Source organism: Lysobacter avium, from assembly GCF_015209745.1.
GTDB classification, from domain to species: Bacteria; Pseudomonadota; Gammaproteobacteria; order Xanthomonadales; family Xanthomonadaceae; genus Novilysobacter; species Novilysobacter avium.
This window is the reverse complement of the sequence record NZ_CP063657.1, coordinates 2,334,506-2,356,245: the sequence shown is the minus strand read 5'-3', so window position 1 is coordinate 2,356,245 and position 21,740 is coordinate 2,334,506. Positions and strand designations below refer to the sequence as shown.

Sequence of the window (21,740 nt, the reverse complement as noted above, 5' to 3'; positions counted from 1 at the left end):
GATCGGTGTCGATGCGTCCGGCGTTACCCGGCACGGGGCCCGCGGCAGTGGACTTCAGGGCCGGGGATCTACCGGCGTGGCCATATCGATCGCTTATATCCAGTGGTCTCGTCTAAAATAATCAAAAGGCTTGTTTTTAATATGAAAAATATATTCTTCGTAGTTGCCCTGACCATGCTTTTGAGCGCGTGCGGAGGGAGTGGGAACAATCCGGTGGAAACGTCGTCCGTTGCCGCGCCAGCGTCCGGCGAGCCGTCTGGACTGCAGTCGGATTCAACATCAAAGCGAATGCGGCCAAAGGCAGCGGCGGACGGCGACAAGGGTGTCGACAAGCTTGTCGCCATGGGACTCGTGCTGGATTTTCCACATGCGATAAATTACGACATCATCGACGAAAGCCGGAACGGCACGATCCGCCACCGCGTGCTTGTTGAAGTGCTGGGAGCCGACTTCCCGGCGGCGGTGCAGCAGTTCGATGATTCGATTGTCGCCTTGGGTTATGCCAGGAAAGATGGTGTCGACGAAGGCGGGAAAAGCAAGAGCACCTACGTCAAGAAGGGCGTGGCAAGCTTGTACATTCTTGCGCAGCCGGTCGATGTCGGCCCCGATCTGAAAAACCCCGATGCATTGGGTTCCATCCATATCATGTGGAACAAGGGCAGATAATTCCGCCCACCTCATGAGGACGGTGGAGCCCGATAGCCGTCACCAGTCCGGTACTCAGTGCCGGCATCGATGAATGCGCCTGCGCGGAACCGATGCAATGTCATGGCTGAGGAACCCCAGCAGCAATTGCAGGCCGACGATGAGCGGTAATGCGGCCAGCATCACCGTGCCTGCGCTCGTGACCTGGCCGCTCTGGATCGACAGCATCCAGTGATAGGCGCCGTACCCTGCGCCGGCCAGCATCATGATGGCGCCGGCAACCAGTTCCAGCGATGCCACGGACAGATCACGCAGGAAGTAGTTGTAGAAGATCCGCTTGAACCCGTTGCGCATGTGCTTGAAGAAGAAATCGCCCATCACGCGCGAGATACGCAGGTTGCTGGTTTCGTTGCCGTAGCGTGCATCCATCGGAATGTCGATGACGACTGCGCGCAGCAGGTTCAGGCGGAACAGCAGGTCGGACTCGAAGAAGTAGCGCTGGCTTATCCGCGCCACCGGCAGCCGACGCAGGACATCGGCGTGGATCGCGGTGTACCCGTTGGTGGGGTCGAATATGTCCCAGTAGCCAGTCGATAGCTTGGCCATGAAAGACAGCACCGCGTTCCCGAATATCCGCAGTTTCGGCATGCGCCGGATATTGGTCAGGTCGTAGAACCGGTTGCCCTTGGTGTAGTCGGCGTCGCCGCAGACGATCGGCGCGATGAAGGCGGACAGGAGCGCCGGATCCATCTGGCCGTCGCCGTCGATCTTGACAACGATGTGGGCGCCGCCGGCCAGGGCTTCGGAATAACCGCGCAACACCGCGCCTCCCACGCCCAGGTTGTGCGGGTTGGAATGCACCCGTACCCGCGGGTCGTCGCAATGGGCCTGAACGTGGTGGCCGGTGTTTTCCGGACAGGCGTCATCCACTACATGAATCGCCGATACCGGTGCGGGGATGGCAGCCAGTACATCCAGAATGTGATCGCGGACGCGATAGCAGGGGATGACCACGGCGATGTGCATGCCTGCCGCCAAGTCCGAAGGATAAGAGTTCATGGCGGCATTGTAGATGCGATGACGCGCCTGCCAGAGGTGGGTCCCTCGCGGCAGATGGTGGCAGAATGCCGCGACCGATTCCAGCGACGGCGGCAGAGTGACAATGACCGGAAGTGATCTGCGGGCCACGTTGTCCAGCCCCGTCGGAGCGTTGGCCCTGCTGTTGGTACTGGCGTGTCTTGCCGCCTACGCGGGCCATCGCGGAAAGACTGTGGTCACGCTGGGGGTCGCATCGCAGTCGCCCGGCCATCTGCAGGTATTCCACGACGGCCGGGCGAATTTCACGGAAAGACATTCCCGCTTGCACGATATCGGCCCCGTCGATCAGACCGTGGCGATGGCGCTCCCCGGGCGCGGCGCCATGTGGCTGCGGATTGACCCGCCGAGCGGGACAACGACGCGTCTTTGCCACGTCCAGGTATCCGGAGTGGATACCCCGGCCGGATACGAACTCTCGCGCGCGTCGGAAGTTTCTATCCGCGAAGAGGCCGGCTGCCTCCATGTACAGGCCGGTTCCGATGCCGCTGATCCCCAGTTCGTCATTCACTTCCGCGGTCGTTCGGCAAGCAGTATCGCTGCGGCGCAGAGGTGGTGGTGGCTGGCGCTGGCGGGATGGGGTCTGGCGGGTTTGATGGCCGTCAGGCTGGTCCATCTGTCCGGCCCGTGGATGCAGGCGTGGCTACCCGGGTGGATGCGGGGCGAAGACCTGGACAAGCAGATCCACTGGATTTTCGTGGTCATCATGCTGGGCTTCGGCGCGGCCTATATCGTCGTCACGCCGCCTGGCGCGGTGCCTGATGAAGAGGCGCACCTGGCCAAAATCGTCCGGATCAGTCAGGGGGTTCCACTTGGCGATTCCGGTGATCGGCCGATGCCCGACCCGCGGATGATGTATGGCCCGTTTTCGGATTATCTGATCAACAAGGAGGCGTTTACCCGCGATCAGCTTGTTGCCCAGATGGCAAAGCCCCTGGTCTGCGAGCCGGGCCCCGCGCGCTTGGCGCGAGGCGCGAATGGCTATGCGCCGCATCACTACCTGTTGCCGACGCTTGTGTACCTCGCCGGCTGCAAGGCGGACGCATCGTTCGGATGGTTCCTGTATCTGTCGCGCGCGCTCAACCTTCTGCTGGCAACGGCATTGATCGCCTTCGGCCTGGCGCATGCCGGGCGGGGGAAGTGGGGCCTGTTCCTGGTGGCCTTGCTGCCGATGTCAATTTTTCAGATGGGCTCCATCTCAGCAGATTCGCTGGTCATGTCATTGAGTCTGGGATGGCTTGGGGTGGTGTCGGGTATTGCCGGCGGGAGTCTTTCTCCGCGCCGCGCCGCGCCGGCGTTGTGGGGATTGAGCCTGGCGATCGCCTTCCTCAAGCCCGGGACAGCGTGGGTACTGGTGTGCCTGTTGTTCTGCAAGCCGGCTTATGACGCTGCCAGGATGTCGTTCACCGTGGCACTGGCCAAGCATCTGGCATTGCCTTGGGTGATTCATCTGGCGTGGACACTCGTCGCCGCGGGCAACGTTGCCGTCGCCAAAGGTGTCGACGCAGCCGCCAATCTGGAGAGTCTGATGAGCCATCCGGCAGGCGCGTTGGGGACGTTGCTGGCGACCGTCCAGCACAAGGGCGTGGATCTGGCTTCGACGATGGTCGGGGTGCTGGGGTGGTTGGATGTGTCGTTGTCGTCGTGGGTCTACCCATTGGCCGGCCTGCTCGGACTGGCGGCACTCTTTGCCAATGGCTCATCCGTGCAGCAATTGCAGCGCCATGTGCTGGCACTGGCGCTGGTGGCGATTGTCGGCTCGATGATGGTGATCGCGCTGCCGTTGCTGATCTCCTGGACGCCGGGTGATTCGCCAGTGATCCGCGGCTTGCAGGGGCGATATTTCACGGTGACGGCTGCGTTCGCACTGGTGTGGTGCTCGTTCCGGTCAGCACCACCGATACGGGCGGTCCTTGTGACGGCCATCTTGGTGGGCGTGATGGCAATCAACGTCGATGCGATCCAGCGCCTTCACGAGGCCTACTTCCTCATCGGCCGTCGCTGAGCCTATGGCGACGAAATACGAAGAATTTCAAGCCGGTGAATCCGAGCACCGCCAAGCTGGCTTCCACCAGCGGCTTTGCGTACCAGGTGTCGATCAATCCGGTTTGCTGCTCTACCACGCGCAATATGGTCGACCCGACCAAGGTCAGCATCAACCACAGCAACGCATAGCGGGCAAAAGCGCCGCGATTGATTTGGTGACCGTGCGGCGATGCAAAAGTGATGCGCCCATTGAACATGAAGCCGGCTGATGCGCCGATCAGTCGACCTATCACGTTGGCAGGGACCACCATCACCCCGAGTGATGTCAGGGCAATGTAGATTGCTGTATCCAGTGCTAGCTGGAGAACGCCAAAAAGCAGGTACCTCCCGCTTTGCGTGATCCAGTGGCGACTATGCATAAATATTCGCGGACTGGTTCGTGAGTGGGGTGAGGCGGCGCTTGATGTTAAGCAACGCAGAATTAGTGGTTGGGATCAAAAGCAGCCAAGGGGCGTAACGGGAAATCACGTGTCTGATGGGCTCTGAGGTGTAGGAGCGCAAGCGAAGCTGCCTTACTTGGGTAGTGGATGTTGGCGGTAACCAGTGCTCGTCCGTTGGTGCGATGTGAGGTGTGAGGTGCTGAATGCCGTCACCACACATGGGGGCCTATTCGTCGAGCGGCGGGGACGATCAGGTCAGCAACACCACGACGTATTACGCCATCATCTATGTCATCCGAGGCGCCGCCGCTACGGTTTGCCTCACCCCCGGACGCTTTGCCGATCCTCGGTCAATCTACGACCGCCCCGAAATCGTCGCTCCGCGCAGCCGCATCGAAGACTGGGAGGCTGATGCCGTACTACGTGCGAGGATCAGCCAACAGTGACCTCGATTGCGCGCGCATTCTACAGGTTTCGCCGAAAGAGGATGTCTCTCGCAAGTTCCCGGCGTTTGCCGTAAGATTCGTCAGCTTCTGAGCGTTCGGATGGATCGATCCACGCTGGCAGTTGCCCTCATCAAGTTCGGTTGCAATTGCTATCTAGAACGTCCTTTTGATCCGGTCGGTATAGCCGATGCGACGGCCGGTTCTCACACCATCACCTCCAGTCACCGACACCATGACGACAGCACCTGTTCCACTTAACTCCTTGTCACGCCATATCGACCCGATTCGATCGGAACTGATTCATGCAGCCTCGACGGTGATCGAAAGCGGCTTTTATATACTCGGTCCGAACGTCGCGGCATTCGAGCGTGAATTTGCCGCGTATTGCGGCACACCTCACTGCGTGAACGTTGCAAATGGCACCGACGCACTCGAGCTTGCGCTAAAGGCGGTCGGTGTCGAGCCAGGCGACCGAGTGGCGGTCACTGCAAACGCTGCCATGTACGGGGCGTCCGCAACATACGCCGCGGGGGCTAAGGTCGTCTTCGTGGATATCGAGCCCGGGTGCGGGACGATGGACCCGGAATGCTTTGCTGCAGTACTGCGCGATGGTCGGCCGTTAAAGTCGGTGATCGTGACCCATCTGTATGGTCGGATGGCAAAAATCGACGAAATCGTATCGATGGCGCATGCGGCAGGTGTGATGGTGGTGGAGGATTGCGCTCAGGCCCATGGCGCGAGGCTGTCGGATGGCCGCAGGGCAGGGTCGATCGGTGACGCAGGCAGTTTCAGCTTTTACCCGACCAAGAATCTTGGGGCGCTCGGTGACGGTGGCGCCATCGTCACCCGACACGAGCATGTCGCCACCCGCGCGGCGCAGTTGCGTCAGTACGGTTGGACATCCAAATATACGAACGAGATCCCCGGTGGCCGTAACAGTCGCCTCGATGAAATCCAGGCCGCCATGCTGTCGGTGATGCTACCGATGCTCGATGGCTGGAATGCGCGGCGACGGGACGTCGCCAACCGGTATTCCCGGGAAATATGCAATCCACGCATTGAGGTACCTGCCGTTCTCGGGGATCAATATGTTGCCCACCTGTATGTTGTCCGATGTGATTCACGCGAAGAGCTTCGCGCACATCTGGAAGCCAACGGTGTGCAAAGCGAAGTGCATTATCCGAATCCGGACCATCGTCAGCCTTGCCACCAAGGTCGCTTCGACTCGCTCACGCTTGCCGTGACTGAAAGTGATGCAGCAACCGTGTTGAGTCTGCCCTGCTTTCCCGAACTCACGGATGCAGAAGTTGGGCAAGTGGTGGATGCATGCAACAGCTTTTGACGCCGCGGTTCTCGCTCGTCATTCCGGTGTACCGCAATGAAGGTTCGATTCCGGACTTGGTAACCGCTGTCGGCAAGCTGAACGACGAACTGGACGGGCTACTCGAAGCGATATTCGTGGTCGATGGTAGCCCCGATGCCAGCTACGCCCGCTTGCGCGATGCGTTGCCGAGTGTCGCATTCCCGTCGACGCTGGTGGCGTTGTCCCGTAATTTCGGATCATTCTCCGCGATCCGTGAAGGCTTGATCCGTGCTTCTGGTAAGCATGCAGCAGTAATGGCTGCCGATCTGCAGGAGCCTCCGGAGTTGGTCTCGCAGTTCTTTCACCTGTTGGATGGTGGCGATGTCGATGTCGTTTTCGGGGTGCGTGAATCCCGTAGCGATCCGTGGAGCACCAAGCTCGCTTCCGGAATTTTCTGGTGGATCTATCGGCGCTTCGTGCAAGCCGACGTTCCGGCGGGCGGGGTAGATGTGTTCGCAGTTAACCGTGACTTTCTTGATCGGATCGTGAGTTTCGAAGAGGCCAATGGCAGCCTGCTGGGGTTGTTGTTCTGGATGGGGGGGCGGCGGCGTTTCGTACCCTATGCACGGCAGCAACGCCAGCATGGCAAGAGTGCTTGGACATTCGGTAAAAAGTGGAACTACCTGCTGGACAGTATTTTCGCCTTCACCGACGCACCGATCCGGATCTTGCTGGGTATCGGCTTGTTCGGCTTGACGGTTTCCGCCTTGCTTGGTGTGATCGTGCTGATCGCCAAGATAGCTGGCGTGGTCGCGGTTCCCGGTTACGCCGGAACGATGCTCGCCATCCTGTTCTTTGGCGGTTTGAACGCACTTGGCCTGGGTCTGGTGGGCAACTACGCCTGGCGGGCTTATGAAAACACCAAACGACGTCCGCTCAGTATTCCGATGCTGGTGGAGACGTTTCCCGCCGATACGGCGACTTTGACCACGCGCAAGGATGAGACAAGTCCATGATCAGCCCGCACGCCTGTGTTGATCCTGCCGCGCGGATTGGTGCGGGATGTCAGATCGCAGCCGGTGCCGTGATTGGCCCGGAGGTCTTGCTGGGCGACAACGTTCGCGTCGGTCCGGGCGCGTTGCTCACCGGCCCTTGCTGTATCGGCAACGATTCGACGGTCGGTGCCGGCTGCATCCTGGATGCGGGCGCGGATACTACCGGCGGCGAGCTGGTGATCGAGACGGATGTGCAGTTGCTCGCCGGCGCGACGATTGCCACCCGGGTCACCGTGGCACGCGGCGCGCGGATCATGGCCGGCACGGTCGTGCTGCGTTCGGTGCCGCCTCATGCCATCGTGGCTGGCAATCCGGCCCAGATAACCGGGTACACGTTGTCGGCGGATCGTCCCGAGGCCGCTTCACCGGCGACGACGAGGGAGCGCGAGATTGGGGCCTACCCGACGACGGTGCGTGGTGTGACCTTGCACCGCTTTCCACGCATTCTGGATCTGCGCGGCAACCTGACGGTTGGTGAGTTCGACCGTTCGGTACCGTTCGAGCCGAAGCGATACTTCATGGTGTTTGGCGTGCCAAATGCCGAGGTGCGCGGCGAGCATGCCCACCGTACCTGCAAGCAGTTCCTCATTTGCGTGCACGGCAGCTGCAGCGTGGTGGCCGACGATGGCGTGAATCGAGAGGAGTTTCTTCTGGACGACGCGGCGACGGGGTTGTATCTGCCGGCGTTGACCTGGGGTGTGCAGTACAAATATTCGCGGGATGCCGTGTTGCTGGTGTTCGCGTCGGAGTACTACGACAGCGCCGAGTACATCCGGGACTATGCGGAGTTCCTGGCACTGCGGCAGTAGTCGCCGGTTGCAATGAGGTTGTACAAGAGGCTTTCGGAACTCCCGCAAGGACGCTCACGCCGCATTGTGAGGGGCCAACACGGGCAGCCCCGGGCAAACGGCACAATCAGTCGAGGATGTTGCCATGCGTAATTTTCAAGGAATCCACCCCACGGCCCTGATCGGTGACAACGTTACCCTGGGTACCAATGTGACCTTGGGCGTGCGCACGATCGTGTACGACAACGTCGTGATAGGCGACAACACGGTGGTGGGTGCGGACTGTATTCTGGGAGAGCCCCAGGCCGGCATCTACAGCGACCCAGAGGGCTATCGCAACCCGGTATTGAACATCGGTTCCGGCGCGATCATCCGCTCCGGCACGATCATCTATGCGGGCACCGAGTTGGGTGCCCATTTCGAATGTGGTCACCGGGTCACCATCCGTGAAGGTGCCCGCATTGGGCATCACGTCCGCATCGGCACGCTGTCGGATATTCAAGGTCATTGCGATATCGGCAATTACGTGCGGCTGCACAGCAACGTGCATATCGGCCACAAGAGTGTCGTGAAGGATTATGTCTGGATCTTTCCTTACGTGGTACTGACCAATGATCCGCACCCGCCGTCCAACACCCTTGTTGGTGTCACCGTGGAGGAGTTTGCGGTGATCGCGACGATGTCGGTGATTCTTCCCGGCGTGACCGTGGGCAGCAATGCGCTGGTCGGCGCGTCGTCGTTGGTGCGCAGTGATGTGCCCGACGAAGCGGTGGTGGTGGGAAATCCCGGTAAGCAGGTGGCCTCGATCCGCGACATCAAGTCGAGGTTCGATGGCTCGCCGGTGTATCCGTGGTGCGAGACCTTCGACCGGGGCATGCCGTGGGAAGGCATCGGCTACACCGCATGGCAGCAACAGCTGCGTGACGGGCAGTCCGGCTGATGAGTGTTGTTGATCCGGGTGTGAAAGCGTGATCGGGCGCGCCTTGTTCAAACAAGGTGTCTCGTTTCTCCTCAGTGGAGGTTTCAACACCGCCGCCACGTTTGGCCTGTATTGGCTGCTGTTGCTGGTGGTGGGGTATCAGGCGGCGTATGCCATCAGTTTTGTGGCGGGGATTGCGCTGGGTTACGTGTTGAACACCCGTTTTGTGTTTCAGACCATCCATTCCTGGAAAAAGCTGGCGCTCTATCCGCTGGTGTACCTGATCAGCTATGCCGTGGGTGCGGGTGTGCTTGCATTGGCGGTGGCCAAGTTAGGTATCGATGAGTGGCTGGCGCCGCTGATTTCGGCCTGCGTTACCCTGCCGCTGACATTTTTTCTGAGTCGGGCGGTGCTACTGCCACGCTCGAGCAGAACGTCGGAGCAATGATCGGCATGTTTGAAATCCCGGGTACCGTCTGCCCGACCCCATTATTGATGACTACGGAATAGCCGTCGCATGCACGAGAACCTGACCCCATCGACCACACCGGTCTCAGACGAAGAAGCGCACGGCCAGCGCTCCTTTGCGACCTTGGAGAGGGTGCTGATCGGCTTGCCGGTGATCAGCCTGTTCTTCATGGCGCTGGCGTGGTTGCGGTATGGGATCGACTTGCCTTATCTCGACGACTTTCGCGCTTACGTGACCGGCAACGCCGCATCGTTTGAGCTGTCGCATCTGTTCAAGTCCGAGAACGACACGCTGTCGGTGACAACCCGCGTGCTGGACGCGCTGGCCCAGCGCTACCTGGACGGCAACTCAATCGCCTATCAACTGCTTTCAATGCTCGCCGTGCTGGGTTCATTGTTGTGGCTGCAATGGAAATTGCTTGCGCGGGTCCTGCCAAGTCGGCTGCTGGCCGCGTGCGCGTTTTCGACGACGCTGTTGATGCTGCAGCCGGACTCTTACTGGGGCTGGCAGAACATGGCGTATGTGCAGGCGATTCCGCTGGTCTGTGTGTTCGCGATGCTGTACCTCGTAACGTGTTGCGCATGGCGCCCGGCGTTGAAACATGCGGCGCTGTTCACGGTCGCGCTGGTGTCCGGCTTGTCGTATATCTCCGGCGCATTTGCCGCGCTGGTGCTTGGCACGACCTGGCTGCTGGCCTGTGCGATCGATCGCGGCCTGTGGACGAAGTACGGCGCGGCGGGTCTTGCGGTATTGGCGGGCGGCGTCATCACGACGGCAGTCCAACTGCGGGTGATCATGGTCGTCCAGGATGGCAAGACGCATCGGGCGGATGCTGCCTGGGCCCTGCCGACAGATGCCGATTTCTGGTTCTACCTGCTGGGTAAAGTCGGGCGGAGCCTGATGTTTCCGGCATCCGCGGGGGGCTGGTCGCTGGGCCTGGCGATTGTGTCGTTGCTGGTCGTTGTGACGCTGGTTGGCTGTGGGGTCGTTCGATTGCTGCGAAAGCAGGATGGCGCAGAGGTCGATCGGGCCGTTCTGATCATCTTTCTTTCCCTGGTCGGAGTGGTTGCGAGCTATCTGCTGATGGTGGCGGCAGGCCGCGCCAACCTTCGTCCGGCTTCCGTCGATACGGACATCCAGATCTTCCAGTTCGGGTATCGCCGCTTCCACTTCTTCTGGGCGACGGCACTGTGGCCTTGGGTGTTTGCGGCGGCGTTCGTACTGATCAAAAAATGGCCGGTCGCGCGTGGTCGATGGGTCAGTGCCGGTATGGGCGCCCTGGCCGTGGTGCTCTCGTTGTTTGCGCTGAGCCAAGGCGCCATGGCGCACAACGACTACTTCAGCAACGTTTCGGCCCGGCGGTCGGCCAACGATATTCCGTGTATCCAGAAGAGTCTGCTCGACGAGTCGGACGTGGTATGCCCTTCTTTGTTCGGCAGCCGGAGTCTTACGGCGGCATATACCTACGGCTTGAAAACGGGCGCATCGTTCACGCGTTATTTTCCGCCCATGCTGCTTGCCCACGGCAAGCCAACTGCTGCAAAGCAATATCATCCGCTCCGGCAGCCGGCGGGCGGATATGAAATCAAGCATGCGGACGGTCAGTTGTCCGATTCGGGCAAATTGAGCATTTCTGCCGGAAAGGACGTGAACGTGTATTTCGTCACCGGTGCCAAGCGGGCCGCCATGCGGGAATGCCTGGCTCTGCGGGTAAGCGCTGACATCACCACGCCGGCGGCGGATTTTGCCCAGCTTTTCTACCTGCCGCTGGGAGAGCCACGCTTCAAGGAAGCCTTCTCAAGCAAGGTAGCAGTGCCCGGACAGGTGTCGACGCGGGTCGAGTTTACGGTGGTGAGCCGTGATGGGTTCCAGGACCGGTTTCGCTTGGATCCGTTGGCCAAACCAAACGCATCACAGGTTGCGAACCTGTCTGTGAGCTGCGTGCGCTAAAGCCCTTGTTGGTGGGCGCTACGGCACGGCCTGCGCCCGGCTCTTCAACGGCTGCAGGCTTGGGCCTCCGGTAGCGCAGGTGCACTGGACAGACGGTAAAGCCTGAGTAGTGGGGAAAGATCGATCGTACTGACCGACCTTCCACGAGTTGCCTAGAGCGCCGCTTCGAGCTCAGGCAAAATCTGGAATAGATCCCCCACCAGCCCGATATCGGCAACTTCGAAGATCGGCGCATCCCCATCCTTGTTGATCGCGACAATCGTGCCCGCATCCTTGATGCCGGTCAGGTGCTGGATCGCGCCGGAGATGCCGATGGCAACATACAGCTCGGGCGAGATGATCTTGCCGGTCTGGCCGACCTGCATCTCGTTGGCGCAGTAGCCGGCGTCGACCGCGGCGCGCGAGGCGCCCACTGCGGCACCGAGCTTGTCGGCGAATTCATAGACGATCTTGAAGTTCTCTTTCGAACCCACGCCGCGTCCGCCCGACACCACGCGTTTGGCGCTCTGCAGATCAGGGCGGTCCGAGCTCGCGCCCGCCAGGCCGATGAAGCGGGTGTGCTCTGGCAGCGAGCCGTCCACCGACACGGCTTCCACCGGTGCGTCGCCGCCTTGGGCGGCTTCCGACCAGGACGCGGTGCGGATGGTCGCCACCACGGTGTCGGCGGCGGGCGCCTCCACGGTGATGATCGCGTTGCCGGCGTAGATCGGCCGCTTGAAGACATGGCTGGACTCGACTTCCATCACGTCCGACACCTGGGCAACGCCGAGCAGGGCGGCCACGCAGGGCATCAGGTCCTTGCCGAAGGTGGTGGAGGGTCCGAACACGTGGGTGTAGCCAGCGGCCAGCTTGGCGATTTGCGGCGCCAGGGTCTGCGCGATGGCTTGGGCGTTGGCGGCATTGGCCACCGTCAGCACGCGGCTCACGCCGGCGATCGTGGACGCCTGCCTGGCGACTTCGTCCGGTGCTTCGGCGAGGACGACGATATCGATCGACTCGGGCGACAGCGCCTGCGCAGCGGTAACGCATTTGGCGGTGGCGGAATTGAGCACGCCCTCGTGATGCTCCGCGATGATCAGTACCTTGCTCATTACAGCAACCCCTTCGACTTGAGTGCGGCGACCAGCTCGGCCGCGTCCTTGACCATGACGCCCTTGCTGCGCTTCGCGGGCGGCGCGTAGTGGGTCGTTTTGAGCAGGTTGCCCGACTCGACACCCATCTCGGCGAACGGGATGGCCTCCATGGGCTTGCTCTTGGCTTTCATGATGTCGGGCAGCTTGATGAAGCGCGGCTCATTCAGGCGCAGGTCGGTGGTGACCACGGCCGGCAGGTCCACTTCCAGGGTCTCAAGGCCGGCATCGACCTCGCGGGTCACGGTCGCCTTGCCGTCGGCGATCTCCAGCTTGGAGGCGAAGGTCGCCTGCGGCCGGTTCCAGATCGTGGCCAGCATCTGCCCGGTCTGGTTGGCGTCATCGTCGATGGCCTGTTTGCCCAGGATCACCAGGTCGGGCTGCTCTTTCTCGATCAGCTTGAGAAAGACCCGCGCGGCCGTCAGCGGCTGGATGTCCTGGCCGTCCTCGATCACCACGTGCAGCGCGCGATTGGCACCCATCGCCAAGCCGTTGCGCAGGTGCGCCTGGGCGTTGGCGGGTGCGATGGTCGCGACCACCACCTCGGTGGCAATGCCCTTGTCACGCAGTCGCAGCGCCTCTTCCAGCGCGATTTCGTCGAATGGATTCGCCGACAGCTTCACGCCATCGGTGACCACGCCGGAGCCGTCCGGCTTCACTTGGACGCGGACGTTGTAGTCCACGACGCGCTTGTAACCAACCAGGATTTTCATCGTTGTGGGGGGTCCTTGATGAGTCTGCTTTACGTCTGCGGCCGCTCCGGAAAAGCCTGGATCAGGGGCCGAAAGAACGCCCATTCTATCCGAGCGCGACCTGCATCGCAGCGTGCAGCGGGCTATCCTGTCGGGCACATAATCCCAAGGAATCGGCATGCTTCATCCGGTTGTGCTGAGCGGCGGCAGCGGTACCCGTCTATGGCCGCTTTCGCGCCAGAACCAGCCCAAGCAGTTCCTGACCCTGATTGGAGAGCGCTCGCTGTATCAGGAGACCGTACTGCGGGCCAGCCGTCTGCCCGGCGTGCAGCCGCCGATTACCATCTGCAGCCAGTTGCACCGGTTCATGGTGGGCGAGCAGTTGCAGGCAATTGCGATGGGCAATGGCGGCATCGTGCTGGAGCCGTTGGCCCGCAATACCGCGCCGGCCATCGCGCTGGCGGCGATGCAGGCATTGCGCACCGATCCCGAGGCGACATTGCTGGTGATGCCCGCCGATCACCTGATCGAGGACGAGGCGGCGTTCCGCGACGCCGTCGGCCGCGCGCTGTCGTTGGCCGAACAGGACTGGCTGGTTGCCTTCGGCATCACCCCCGACTACGCGGAAACCGGTTACGGCTACATCCGTCAGGGCGGGGCGTTGGGCACCGACGGCTATGGCATCGACCGATTCGTGGAAAAGCCCGATCTGGAAACCGCGCAGCAGTATCTGGACGCCGGCGACTACGCGTGGAACTCGGGAATGTTCCTGTTCAGTGCCCGTGGCTATCTGGACGAGCTTGCGCGGCATGCTCCGACGATTGTCGATGCGGTCGAGCGCGCCTGGGCGAAGGCCTCCACTGATCTGGATTTCATCCGGATCGACGAGACCGCCTTCGCGGCCAGTCCCAGTGACTCCATCGACTACGCGGTCATGGAGAAAACCGACCGCGCCGCCGTTGTACCGGTCAGTTGCGGCTGGAGCGACATCGGCTCGTGGTCATCCCTGTGGTCGGTCGCCGAGCACGACGCCGACGGCAACCGCCAGGAAGGCGACGTGATCTCGGTGGACACCACCGGCAGTCTGGTGAAGGCATCGGAACGTCGCCTGATTGCAACCATCGGCGTCGAGGATCTGATCATCATCGATACGCCGGACGCCACGCTGGTGGCGCGCAAGGACCGGGTCCAGGACGTGAAACTCGTGGTCGACCAGCTCAAGGCGGCCGGGCGCAGCGAGCACCTGTTCCATCGCAAGGTCTATCGCCCTTGGGGCAGCTACGACTCCATCGGCGTGGGTGAGCGTTTCCAGGTCAAACGCATCGTGGTCAAGCCCGGCGCGGCGTTGAGCCTGCAGAAGCACCGGCACCGCGCCGAGCACTGGGTCGTGGTGTCGGGGACTGCCGAGGTGACCTGCGGCGAGCGCGTGTTCGACCTGCACGAGAACGAGAGCACATTCATTCCGCTGGGTAGCGTGCACCGGCTGCGCAATCGAGGCACCGGACCGGTCGAGTTGATCGAGGTGCAGTCGGGAAGTTACCTCGGCGAGGACGACATCGTTCGCCTGGAGGATGTGTACGGCCGGTCCTGAACACAGGTCGGCCGGTACCGCGCGCACTGAGGCAGAATAGGCGCCCGATCATTCTGCCGGTGCCGCCATGCGCCTCTCGCAATTCCATCTCCACACCAGCAAGGAAGTCCCCGCCGAGGCGGAAATCATCAGCCACAAGCTGATGCTCAAGGCCGGCATGATCCGCAAGCTCGCCTCCGGCCTCTACACCTGGACGCCGCTGGGGCTGCGCGTGCTGCGCAAGGTCGAGCGCGTGGTGCGCGAGGAGATGGATGCTGCCGGCGCGATCGAGATGCTTATGCCTTCGGTACAGCCTCGCGAGTTGTGGGAGGAAACCGGGCGCTGGGAAAAGTTCGGCGGCCAGTTGCTGAAGATCCAGGACCGCAAGGACGCCTGGTACTGCTACGGCCCGACCCACGAGGAAGTCATCACCGATTTTGCGCGCCAGGAACTGGCCAGCTACAAGCAGCTGCCGGCGTGTTTCTACCAGATCCAGACCAAATTCCGCGACGAGATCCGGCCGCGTTTCGGGGTCATGCGCGCTCGCGAGTTCCTGATGAAGGACGCCTACTCTTTTCATCTTGATGACGCCGACCTGGACCGCCAGTACGAGGTGATGCACGAGGCGTACAACCGCATATTCACCCGCCTGGGGTTGGAGTTCCGCGCGGTGTTTGCCGATACCGGTGCGATCGGGGGCAGCGCGTCGCACGAGTTCCACGTGCTGGCCGCGTCCGGTGAGGATGCGATCGCGTTCTCCGATGCCTCCGGTTATGCCGCCAATGTCGAGCTGGCCGAGGCGCTTGCGCCGGGTTCGCGGGCCGCCGCGGGCGCGGACATGACCCGGGTGGAAACTCCGTATCAACGCACCTGCGAGGCGGTGGCGGAACTTCTCGGAACCGGTCTGGAGCGTACCGTCAAATCCATTGCTTTGATCGGGGAGCAAGGCTTCGTCCTCGCGCTGGTGCGCGGCGATCACCAGATCAACGAGATCAAGCTGGCGAAGCTTCCCGGACTGGCCGAATACCGGATGGCGACAGAGGCCGAGATTCTCGAGAACCTCGGCACGGAGCCCGGCTTCATTGGTCCGGTAATGCCCGGGAAACCGGTGCACGTCATCGCCGATCGCAGCGTCGCGGCAATGGCCGACTTCGTCGTCGGCGCCAATGAAAAGGGATTCCATCTGGCGGGCGTCAATTGGGGTCGCGACTTGCCGGAACCGGACGTGGTGGCCGATATCCGCAACGTCGTGGCCGGAGATCCTTCGCCCGACGGCAGTGGCAAGCTCCAGATTGCCCGCGGTATCGAAGTGGGCCACATTTTCCAGCTGGGTCGAACTTACGCCAAGGCCATGGATTGCACGGTGCAGGACGCCAACGGCAAGGCCGTGACGCCGACCATGGGCTGTTACGGCGTGGGCGTGTCACGCATCGTGGCCGCAGCGATCGAGCAGAATCACGATGCCAGCGGGATCGTCTGGCCCGAGGCAATGGCGCCCTGGCAGGCGGTGATATGCATCATCAATCCGAAAAAGGATCCGGCGGTGGTGGTGGCGGCCGAAGCGCTGCATCGTCAATTGAACGGGATGGGCATCGAAGCGGCCATGGATGATCGGGGCCTGCGGCCGGGGGCGATGTTTGCCGACATGGAGTTGATCGGTGTTCCGCACAGGATCGTGGTTTCAGAGCGCGGTATTGTCGCCGGCACCTTTGAATACCGTCATCGCCTGGCCGAAGCGTCTGAAAACATCGGGCTCGACGCGTTGCTGACGCGGGTTGGAGCGGCGATCTAACCGCTCATTCGGCAAACCCGGGTTCAAAAAGCGAGTGCAGGGCCGGCTTCGATAATAAGCTGCGTTTACTAAGCAAGCTGATCGGCCTAGTATTACCTCGTCGGCCGTGCCACGGTCGAGTTCCATCACTTCCCGGAGAATCCCCCATGTCAGTTGATATTGAATCCCTGTCGGCAAAAGAGCTCACCGCCCTGATCAACGAGGCGAAGAAGCGCAAGACCACGCTCAGCAAGCGCAAGCCGATCACCCAGGCGCGCAAGCGCGTGATGCAGGCTGCCAAAAACGAGGGATACACGATTGCCGAGCTGTTTGGTGGATCCGGCGCGGCTCCCGCTGAAACGCGTACGCGCACGAGTGCGCCGCGCAAGGCGCGCAAGACCACGGGCAAGGTGGCGCCGAAATACCGCAATCCGGAAAACGCCAACGAGACCTGGACCGGCCGTGGCCGCCAGCCGCGCTGGCTGACCGCATTCACCGATGCCGGCCGTAACCGCGACGAGTTCCTGATCAACCCCGAGGGTTGATGCTCGGGTGCAGCCTGGTTGCTGCTGTTCCAGGCAATGGGAGCAGCAAAGGAGAACGCCGGCGAATGCCGGCGTTTTCTTTTCGATTTTCTACAGGTTCTTGCGGGTTGGCAGCAGCAGGTTGCCAAACAGCAGTCCGGCAATGACCGCCAACAGGATGTTCACCACCGCCATCAGTGCATCCTGGCCTACGGCGACATCCTGGCGCTGGATCAGGTCCATCATCCCGCGCAGGCTGACGCTGCCCGGCAACAGCAGGATAATTCCGGGCACCCGGACCAGCGCGCCGGGGCGGTCAAACCAGCGCGCATAGCCGTTCCCAGCGACCGTCAACACCAGCGCCGCCAGGAAGATCCCGACCGGGCTGCCCCAGGCCAGCCCCCCGTAGCGTGAGATGAGATAGCCCGCCGCGGCGGACAACATCACCAGCGGGTAATCGCGCACGTGCGCGCGGAACAACACCGCAAACGCCAGCGACGCGGCGGCCAGCGCGGGCCATTCCACCCACGGCGGCTGCGGGCGCAGTGCGCGCACCGCCGGCTCAAGGCCAATTAGGTGAGCCAGGTAAAGGGCGATCACCGTCCCCAAGGTCAACTTGAGCACGGTGGACAGCGCTCCCGCCGCGCGCGCCGTGCCGGACACCAGGTGCTGGCTGGTCAACTCGTTCATGGCGTTGGTCAGCGAGAGACCCGGCAGCAACACGATCAGCGAGGCGATGATCACCGTGTTCTGGTTGAGCGGTGCAATGAAGGTGGCCACCAGCACGACCACGAGCGTGGCGACCATCGCCAGCAGCGCGTCGGACGCTTCCCGCAGTCGTGGCCGGGACGCCGCCAGCAGGCTGAGCAGGCCGATCAGCAGCCCGTTGAATCCAGCCACTGCGATGTCCAGCCACGGCAGCCGCAGCAGTCCACCAACGGCCGCCGCCACAAGTCCAAAGGCCATGACATGCAAGGCCTGGGACCAGCGGGAGGGTGGGGTGTCCAACTCGCTCAATGCCTCGAACGCGGCTGCCAGCCCCATCTCCCCGGCGATCACCGCCTCGGCGATGCGGTCGGTCTCCACCAGCCGCTGCAGGTCCGTGTCGCCGGGAGGCAGGCGGATCACGCGGGTGATGTCGCTATGGCCGGGCAACTGCTGCGGGTCGCTGAATGACATGATCAGCGCCGTGGGGCTGACCCATGGCTCGCAGTCCACGCGCAGGCGATCGGCGACTGACAGCAGGGCTCCTTCCAGTCGCTGCGCGGTCGTGCCGTACAGGTGCAGGCGCTCGGCGAGCTCGACCATGAAGGCGATGCGGTCCGGATAGCTGGCGTTGCTCAGCGGGATGGCCGCAGTGGCGTGGGATGGCGTGCTGATCATCGCCCTAGGATCGCATGCGCGCTCCCGCAGGGAGCTCTTGAATACGCCCGGACCACACGCGTCGTGCATGGGTCACGCATGTATCCTTCGACCACCCATGAGTGAATCCGACCCTTCTCCGCCGAGCTTCGCCCCCGATGACCGCGACGCCGGTCGCCAGGTGCTCACCGGCCAATGGACACTTGAGCAGGCGCAGGCGGTCGGCGATCAGCTCGCCTCGATGTCAGAAGACACCCGCGTGCTGGATGCCACCGGCGTGGACCGGCTCGATTCCTTGGGCGTGCTGCAGTTGCTGCGCTTCGCACGGGAGCGCGAATTGGAGTTCCAGGAGTTTGAATTCCACCCCGACCATCGCGCACTGGTTGCGGTAATCGACGATGTCACCGATGAGCGACTGCCCCGTCCGCGCGAGTTCGGCGTGCGCGAAGCACTCGCGCGGCTGGGTCGCGCTGTGGCCGGCAATTGGCGCGAGGCGCGTTCGCTGCTGGGATTCTTCGGCGAGGTGCTGGTCAAGATGTTGCGGCTGGTCCGCGATCCAAGGCGATTCCGCCCGATCGCCACCGTTTTCCATATGGAGCAGGTGGGTCTTGACGCGGTGCCACTGGTGGCGCTGTTGTGCTTCCTGGTAGGCGCGGTGGTTGCGTTTCTCGGCGCGAACGTCCTGCGTGACTTCGGTGCCACCATCTTCGTGGTCGAGCTGGTCAGCATCGCGTTCCTGCGCGAGTTCGGCGTTCTGCTGACCGCGATCATCCTTGCCGGCCGCACCGCCAGCGCGTTCACCGCGCAGATCGGCGCCATGGTGGGCCGCGAGGAGGTCGACGCCATGCGGACCCTGGGCCTGGATCCGGTCGATTTACTGGTGATTCCGCGCGTGCTCGCGCTGTTGGTGACCCTCCCGCTGCTGACGTTCGTGGCGATGATGGCCGGACTGCTGGGAGGGCTGACCGTCGGCGCATTCAACCTTGACATCCCGCCGCAGCAATACCTGACGCGGATGCAGGACACGATGTCGCTGAAGCATCTGTGGGTCGGGCTCGGCAAGGCGCCGGTGTTTGCCCTGGTCATCAGCCTGATCGGTTGCCTGGAAGGCCTGCAGGTGAAGGGCACCGCGCAATCGCTGGGCGAGCGCACCACCTCCAGCGTGGTGCAATCGATATCGCTGGTGATCGTGCTGGACGCGTTCTTTGCCATCTGGCTGATGGAGATGGGCTGGTGACGGCGGCTGCGGATCCCGCGCCGATCATCCGCGTACGCGGACTGGTCAACCGCTTCGGTGCGCAGGTGGTGCACGACGGCCTGGACCTGGACGTGATGCCCGGAGAGATCCTCGGCGTCGTGGGTGGCTCGGGTACCGGCAAGTCCGTCCTCATGCGCTCCATCCTTGGCCTGCGCCGCCCCAACGAAGGCAGCATCGAGGTACTGGGCGTGGATGCGCGCAGCAGCGACAACGCGACGCGCCGGCATATCGAGCAGAACACCGGCGTGCTGTTCCAGGACGGTGCGTTGTTCTCTTCGCTGACGGTGGGGGAGAACGTGGAGGTGCCGCTGAAGGAATACTGTCCCGACCTGTCGGACTCGCTGCGCTACGAGCTCGCGCTGCTGAAAGTGAAACTGTCGGGCCTACCCGGCGATGCGCTGGAGAAGTTTCCCTCAGAGCTGTCGGGCGGCATGCGCAAGCGCGCGGGCGTCGCCCGCGCCCTGGCGCTGGATCCGCCGCTGCTGTTTCTCGACGAACCCACCGCCGGCCTGGATCCAATCGGCGCGGCCGCGTTCGATCGGCTGATCCGCACCTTGCAGCAGGCACTGGGCCTGACGGTGTTCCTGATCACACACGACCTCGACACCCTCTACGCTATATGTGACCGCATCGCCGTGCTCGCTGACGGCAAGGTCGTGGCCTGCGCCCCGATCGATGAAATTGAACAATGCGAACACCCGTGGGTGCGTGAATACTTCCACGGCCCCCGTGCCCGCGCCGCGCAGGACGCCGGCGCGGCAGCCCGCCCGCCCAACGAGGTCTCCCCCTGATGGAAACCAAGGCCAACTACGTCCTGATCGGTGCCTTCACCATCGTGCTGACGCTGTTCCTGCTGTTTTTCGCCCTGTGGGCGGCGAAGTACTCGACCGACAAAAGCTGGCAAAGCTACCGGGTGATCTTCAACGAGCCGGTCACGGGCATGAGCGAAGGCAGCAGCGTGCAGTACAACGGCATTTCCGTCGGCACCGTGGAGAAGCTGCGGCTGGCACCGGATGATCCGCGCAGGGTGATCGCCACGCTCAAGGTCCAGGCCAGCGCGCCGGTGAAGACGGACACGCGCGCCAAGATGTCGATGACCGGCATTACCGGCAGCCCCATCATCCAGCTGACGGGAGGCGATCCTGCCAGTCCGCGTCTGGTGGATGAGGACAAGAGCGATATTCCGGTAATCCAGACCGAGGCCTCCGCGCTGCAGAACATCGCCGATACCGCCAACCGGCTCGTCGCGCGCATGGACCAGTTGTTGAGCGAGGAGAACGTCGAGAGCGTCGCGCAGACGCTGGCCAATATCGAGACACTGACCGGGGCGATTTCCGACCAGCGCGAAGACCTGAGGGCGTTGATCGCCAATGCGCGCGCGTCGAGCGAGCAGCTGGAAGCGACCATGGGCAATGCCAACAAGGCCGTGCTGAGCATCGACCGCGAACTGGTGAGCAAGCTGCCTGAGCTCGTCGCGCGGCTGGACAGCACGTTGACCCGCCTCGACTCGGCCGCGACCGGGGCCGATGGAATCATCAATGACAACCGCGCCGCCATCAACAGCTTCGCCAATGACGGCCTGTCCCAGCTTGGGCCCACGCTGAGCGAACTGCGTGGGCTGGTGCGCGACCTGCGGCGCGTGAGTGACCGCCTCGACAGCAACCCGGCCCGCTACCTGCTCGGCCGCGACGCGCTCAAGGAGTTCGAACCCGAATGAATTCGCACATGCCAACCTTCCCGTCGCGCTCGCGTTGGCTTCGATGGGCCCGCGCGTCATTGATGATTGTCGTTTGCATCCTGCTTTCGGCGTGTTCGGTGCTGGGCAACAACACGCGGGATCGGGCGACGGTGTACGACCTTGACCCGCGGGTGCAGGCCGATCCCGCCTGGTCGAAAGTGGACTGGCAGCTCTCGCTGGCCAAGGTGAACGCAACACGGGTAGGCGACAGCCTGCGCATCGCGGTGCGCCCGGCCGCCAACGAGCTGCAGATCTACAAGGGAGCCAGTTGGGCCCGGATTCCGACCGACATGCTGGAAGGCGCGATACTGCGCACCCTGGAAGACTCCGGGCGCATCGGCGCGGTGGCCCGGCAGGGCAGCGGAATGAGTGCCAAATACCGGCTGATGCTGGAGTTGCGTCGCTTCGAGTCCGACTATGCCGCGCCGGGGATGCCGCCGACCGTGGTGATCGAGGTCAACGCCAAGCTGCTGCACATCGCCAGCCAGAGCGTTGTCGATTCGCGCACGTTCCTGCAGCAGGCGCCAGCCGCCACTACCTCGATCGAGGACGTGGTGCAGGCATTCGACCAGGCGCTGCACGCGGTGACCGGCGAGATC

Annotated in this window: 20 protein-coding genes and 1 pseudogene; 16 read left to right on the top strand and 5 right to left on the bottom strand. The window is 62.7% G+C overall.

Features of this window, described 5'->3' with window-relative positions; all coding sequences use genetic code 11:
* Window positions 1-141: 141 nt before the first annotated feature.
* Window positions 142-666: a hypothetical protein gene (locus INQ42_RS10630; protein WP_194034239.1), complete on the top strand. Its 525-nt coding sequence runs from the start codon at window positions 142-144 to the stop codon at window positions 664-666.
* Window positions 667-720: 54 nt separating this feature from the next.
* Here INQ42_RS10630 and INQ42_RS10625 read toward each other — a convergent pair whose 3' ends face one another.
* Window positions 721-1,833: a glycosyltransferase gene (locus INQ42_RS10625; protein WP_407070768.1), complete on the bottom strand. Its 1,113-nt coding sequence runs from the start codon at window positions 1,831-1,833 to the stop codon at window positions 721-723.
* Between INQ42_RS10625 and INQ42_RS10620 the strand changes: the two genes are divergently transcribed.
* A complete protein-coding gene (locus tag INQ42_RS10620; RefSeq protein WP_194034238.1) occupies window positions 1,808-3,745 on the top strand; it encodes a DUF2142 domain-containing protein in 1,938 nt (645 codons plus the stop codon). The genes INQ42_RS10625 and INQ42_RS10620 overlap by 26 nt on opposite strands.
* Here INQ42_RS10620 and INQ42_RS10615 read toward each other — a convergent pair.
* Window positions 3,729-4,145, bottom strand: coding sequence for a GtrA family protein (locus INQ42_RS10615; protein WP_194034237.1), 417 nt, complete (start codon window positions 4,143-4,145; stop codon window positions 3,729-3,731). The two genes, INQ42_RS10620 and INQ42_RS10615, sit on opposite strands and share 17 nt — an antisense overlap.
* 224 nt (window positions 4,146-4,369) lie before the next feature.
* Here INQ42_RS10615 and INQ42_RS10610 point away from each other — a divergent pair, with 224 nt between their 5' ends.
* The 7 genes from INQ42_RS10610 to INQ42_RS10580 all read left to right on the top strand — a co-directional run bounded on the left by INQ42_RS10610 (window position 4,370) and on the right by INQ42_RS10580 (window position 11,096).
* A complete protein-coding gene (locus INQ42_RS10610; protein ID WP_194034236.1) occupies window positions 4,370-4,612 on the top strand; it encodes a hypothetical protein in 243 nt (80 codons plus the stop codon).
* Window positions 4,613-4,844: 232 nt separating this feature from the next.
* Window positions 4,845-5,954 carry a DegT/DnrJ/EryC1/StrS family aminotransferase gene (locus INQ42_RS10605; RefSeq protein ID WP_194034235.1) on the top strand — a complete coding sequence of 370 codons (1,110 nt, stop codon included), beginning with the start codon at window positions 4,845-4,847 and terminating at the stop codon, window positions 5,952-5,954.
* On the top strand, window positions 5,939-6,931 hold the full coding sequence (locus tag INQ42_RS10600; protein WP_194034234.1) for a glycosyltransferase family 2 protein: 993 nt from the start codon (window positions 5,939-5,941) through the stop codon (window positions 6,929-6,931). The genes INQ42_RS10605 and INQ42_RS10600 overlap by 16 nt, the downstream gene beginning before the upstream one ends.
* Window positions 6,928-7,779, top strand: a complete 852-nt coding sequence (locus tag INQ42_RS10595) for a WxcM-like domain-containing protein (RefSeq protein WP_194034233.1) — start codon at window positions 6,928-6,930, stop codon at window positions 7,777-7,779. The genes INQ42_RS10600 and INQ42_RS10595 overlap by 4 nt, the downstream gene beginning before the upstream one ends.
* A gap of 124 nt (window positions 7,780-7,903) precedes the next feature.
* Entirely contained in the window at window positions 7,904-8,698 is a 795-nt protein-coding gene (locus INQ42_RS10590) for an acyltransferase (RefSeq protein WP_194034232.1), read from the top strand.
* 28 nt (window positions 8,699-8,726) lie between these two features.
* On the top strand, window positions 8,727-9,125 hold the full coding sequence (locus tag INQ42_RS10585) for a GtrA family protein (protein WP_228064350.1): 399 nt from the start codon (window positions 8,727-8,729) through the stop codon (window positions 9,123-9,125).
* Between the two features lie 69 nt (window positions 9,126-9,194).
* On the top strand, window positions 9,195-11,096 hold the full coding sequence (locus INQ42_RS10580; protein ID WP_194034231.1) for a hypothetical protein: 1,902 nt from the start codon (window positions 9,195-9,197) through the stop codon (window positions 11,094-11,096).
* 152 nt (window positions 11,097-11,248) lie between these two features.
* On the opposite strand, the gene INQ42_RS10575 is transcribed toward INQ42_RS10580, so the two are convergent.
* Complete coding sequence (locus INQ42_RS10575; protein WP_194034230.1) at window positions 11,249-12,187, bottom strand: electron transfer flavoprotein subunit alpha/FixB family protein; 939 nt, start codon at window positions 12,185-12,187, stop codon at window positions 11,249-11,251.
* A complete protein-coding gene (locus tag INQ42_RS10570; protein WP_194034229.1) occupies window positions 12,187-12,939 on the bottom strand; it encodes an electron transfer flavoprotein subunit beta/FixA family protein in 753 nt (250 codons plus the stop codon). The genes INQ42_RS10575 and INQ42_RS10570 overlap by 1 nt, the downstream gene beginning before the upstream one ends.
* 157 nt (window positions 12,940-13,096) lie before the next feature.
* Here INQ42_RS10570 and INQ42_RS10565 point away from each other — a divergent pair, with 157 nt between their 5' ends.
* The 3 genes from INQ42_RS10565 (at window position 13,097) to INQ42_RS10555 (ending at window position 16,804) form a co-directional block, all read left to right on the top strand.
* Complete coding sequence (locus INQ42_RS10565; RefSeq protein WP_194034228.1) at window positions 13,097-14,509, top strand: mannose-1-phosphate guanylyltransferase/mannose-6-phosphate isomerase; 1,413 nt, start codon at window positions 13,097-13,099, stop codon at window positions 14,507-14,509.
* Between the two features lie 67 nt (window positions 14,510-14,576).
* Window positions 14,577-16,280, top strand: a complete 1,704-nt coding sequence (locus INQ42_RS10560; protein ID WP_194034227.1) for a proline--tRNA ligase — start codon at window positions 14,577-14,579, stop codon at window positions 16,278-16,280.
* Between the two features lie 146 nt (window positions 16,281-16,426).
* Complete coding sequence (locus tag INQ42_RS10555) at window positions 16,427-16,804, top strand: H-NS histone family protein (protein WP_194034226.1); 378 nt, start codon at window positions 16,427-16,429, stop codon at window positions 16,802-16,804.
* 90 nt (window positions 16,805-16,894) lie between these two features.
* Here the strand turns inward: INQ42_RS10555 and INQ42_RS10550 are convergent, their stop codons facing one another.
* A complete protein-coding gene (locus tag INQ42_RS10550) occupies window positions 16,895-18,166 on the bottom strand; it encodes a threonine/serine exporter family protein (protein ID WP_194034225.1) in 1,272 nt (423 codons plus the stop codon).
* A gap of 67 nt (window positions 18,167-18,233) precedes the next feature.
* On the opposite strand from INQ42_RS10550, the gene INQ42_RS10545 reads away from it, so the two are divergent.
* The 4 genes and pseudogenes from INQ42_RS10545 to INQ42_RS10530 all read left to right on the top strand — a co-directional run.
* The gene (locus INQ42_RS10545) at window positions 18,234-19,382 is read left to right on the top strand and encodes an ABC transporter permease (protein ID WP_407070767.1); all 1,149 of its coding nucleotides are present in this window, start codon (window positions 18,234-18,236) and stop codon (window positions 19,380-19,382) included.
* Window positions 19,379-20,194, top strand: coding sequence for an ABC transporter ATP-binding protein (locus INQ42_RS10540; protein ID WP_228064349.1), 816 nt, complete (start codon window positions 19,379-19,381; stop codon window positions 20,192-20,194). The genes INQ42_RS10545 and INQ42_RS10540 overlap by 4 nt, the downstream gene beginning before the upstream one ends.
* The gene (locus INQ42_RS10535) at window positions 20,194-21,120 is read left to right on the top strand and encodes an MlaD family protein (RefSeq protein WP_194034223.1); all 927 of its coding nucleotides are present in this window, start codon (window positions 20,194-20,196) and stop codon (window positions 21,118-21,120) included. Before INQ42_RS10540 ends, INQ42_RS10535 begins: the two co-directional genes overlap by 1 nt.
* Window positions 21,117-21,680, top strand: a pseudogene (locus INQ42_RS10530) (ABC-type transport auxiliary lipoprotein family protein); the annotation flags it as partial. The gene INQ42_RS10535 and the pseudogene INQ42_RS10530, both read left to right, overlap by 4 nt.
* Between the last annotated feature and the right edge of the window lie 60 nt (window positions 21,681-21,740).

What these genes read in the sequence shown, in the direction of transcription:
- INQ42_RS10580 (WP_194034231.1), top strand. Translation starts at nt 9,195, where the DNA reads ATGCACGAGAACCTGACCCCATCGACCACACCGGTCTCAGACGAAGAA.
- INQ42_RS10550 (WP_194034225.1), bottom strand. Translation starts at nt 18,166, where the DNA reads ATGATCAGCACGCCATCCCACGCCACTGCGGCCATCCCGCTGAGCAAC.
- INQ42_RS10615 (WP_194034237.1), bottom strand. Translation starts at nt 4,145, where the DNA reads ATGCATAGTCGCCACTGGATCACGCAAAGCGGGAGGTACCTGCTTTTT.
- INQ42_RS10570 (WP_194034229.1), bottom strand. Translation starts at nt 12,939, where the DNA reads ATGAAAATCCTGGTTGGTTACAAGCGCGTCGTGGACTACAACGTCCGC.
- INQ42_RS10545 (WP_407070767.1), top strand. Translation starts at nt 18,234, where the DNA reads ATGGGTCACGCATGTATCCTTCGACCACCCATGAGTGAATCCGACCCT.
- INQ42_RS10565 (WP_194034228.1), top strand. Translation starts at nt 13,097, where the DNA reads ATGCTTCATCCGGTTGTGCTGAGCGGCGGCAGCGGTACCCGTCTATGG.
- INQ42_RS10610 (WP_194034236.1), top strand. Translation starts at nt 4,370, where the DNA reads ATGCCGTCACCACACATGGGGGCCTATTCGTCGAGCGGCGGGGACGAT.
- INQ42_RS10620 (WP_194034238.1), top strand. Translation starts at nt 1,808, where the DNA reads ATGACCGGAAGTGATCTGCGGGCCACGTTGTCCAGCCCCGTCGGAGCG.
- INQ42_RS10595 (WP_194034233.1), top strand. Translation starts at nt 6,928, where the DNA reads ATGATCAGCCCGCACGCCTGTGTTGATCCTGCCGCGCGGATTGGTGCG.
- INQ42_RS10560 (WP_194034227.1), top strand. Translation starts at nt 14,577, where the DNA reads ATGCGCCTCTCGCAATTCCATCTCCACACCAGCAAGGAAGTCCCCGCC.
- INQ42_RS10555 (WP_194034226.1), top strand. Translation starts at nt 16,427, where the DNA reads ATGTCAGTTGATATTGAATCCCTGTCGGCAAAAGAGCTCACCGCCCTG.
- INQ42_RS10575 (WP_194034230.1), bottom strand. Translation starts at nt 12,187, where the DNA reads ATGAGCAAGGTACTGATCATCGCGGAGCATCACGAGGGCGTGCTCAAT.
- INQ42_RS10600 (WP_194034234.1), top strand. Translation starts at nt 5,939, where the DNA reads ATGCAACAGCTTTTGACGCCGCGGTTCTCGCTCGTCATTCCGGTGTAC.
- INQ42_RS10590 (WP_194034232.1), top strand. Translation starts at nt 7,904, where the DNA reads ATGCGTAATTTTCAAGGAATCCACCCCACGGCCCTGATCGGTGACAAC.
- INQ42_RS10605 (WP_194034235.1), top strand. Translation starts at nt 4,845, where the DNA reads ATGACGACAGCACCTGTTCCACTTAACTCCTTGTCACGCCATATCGAC.
- INQ42_RS10630 (WP_194034239.1), top strand. Translation starts at nt 142, where the DNA reads ATGAAAAATATATTCTTCGTAGTTGCCCTGACCATGCTTTTGAGCGCG.
- INQ42_RS10535 (WP_194034223.1), top strand. Translation starts at nt 20,194, where the DNA reads ATGGAAACCAAGGCCAACTACGTCCTGATCGGTGCCTTCACCATCGTG.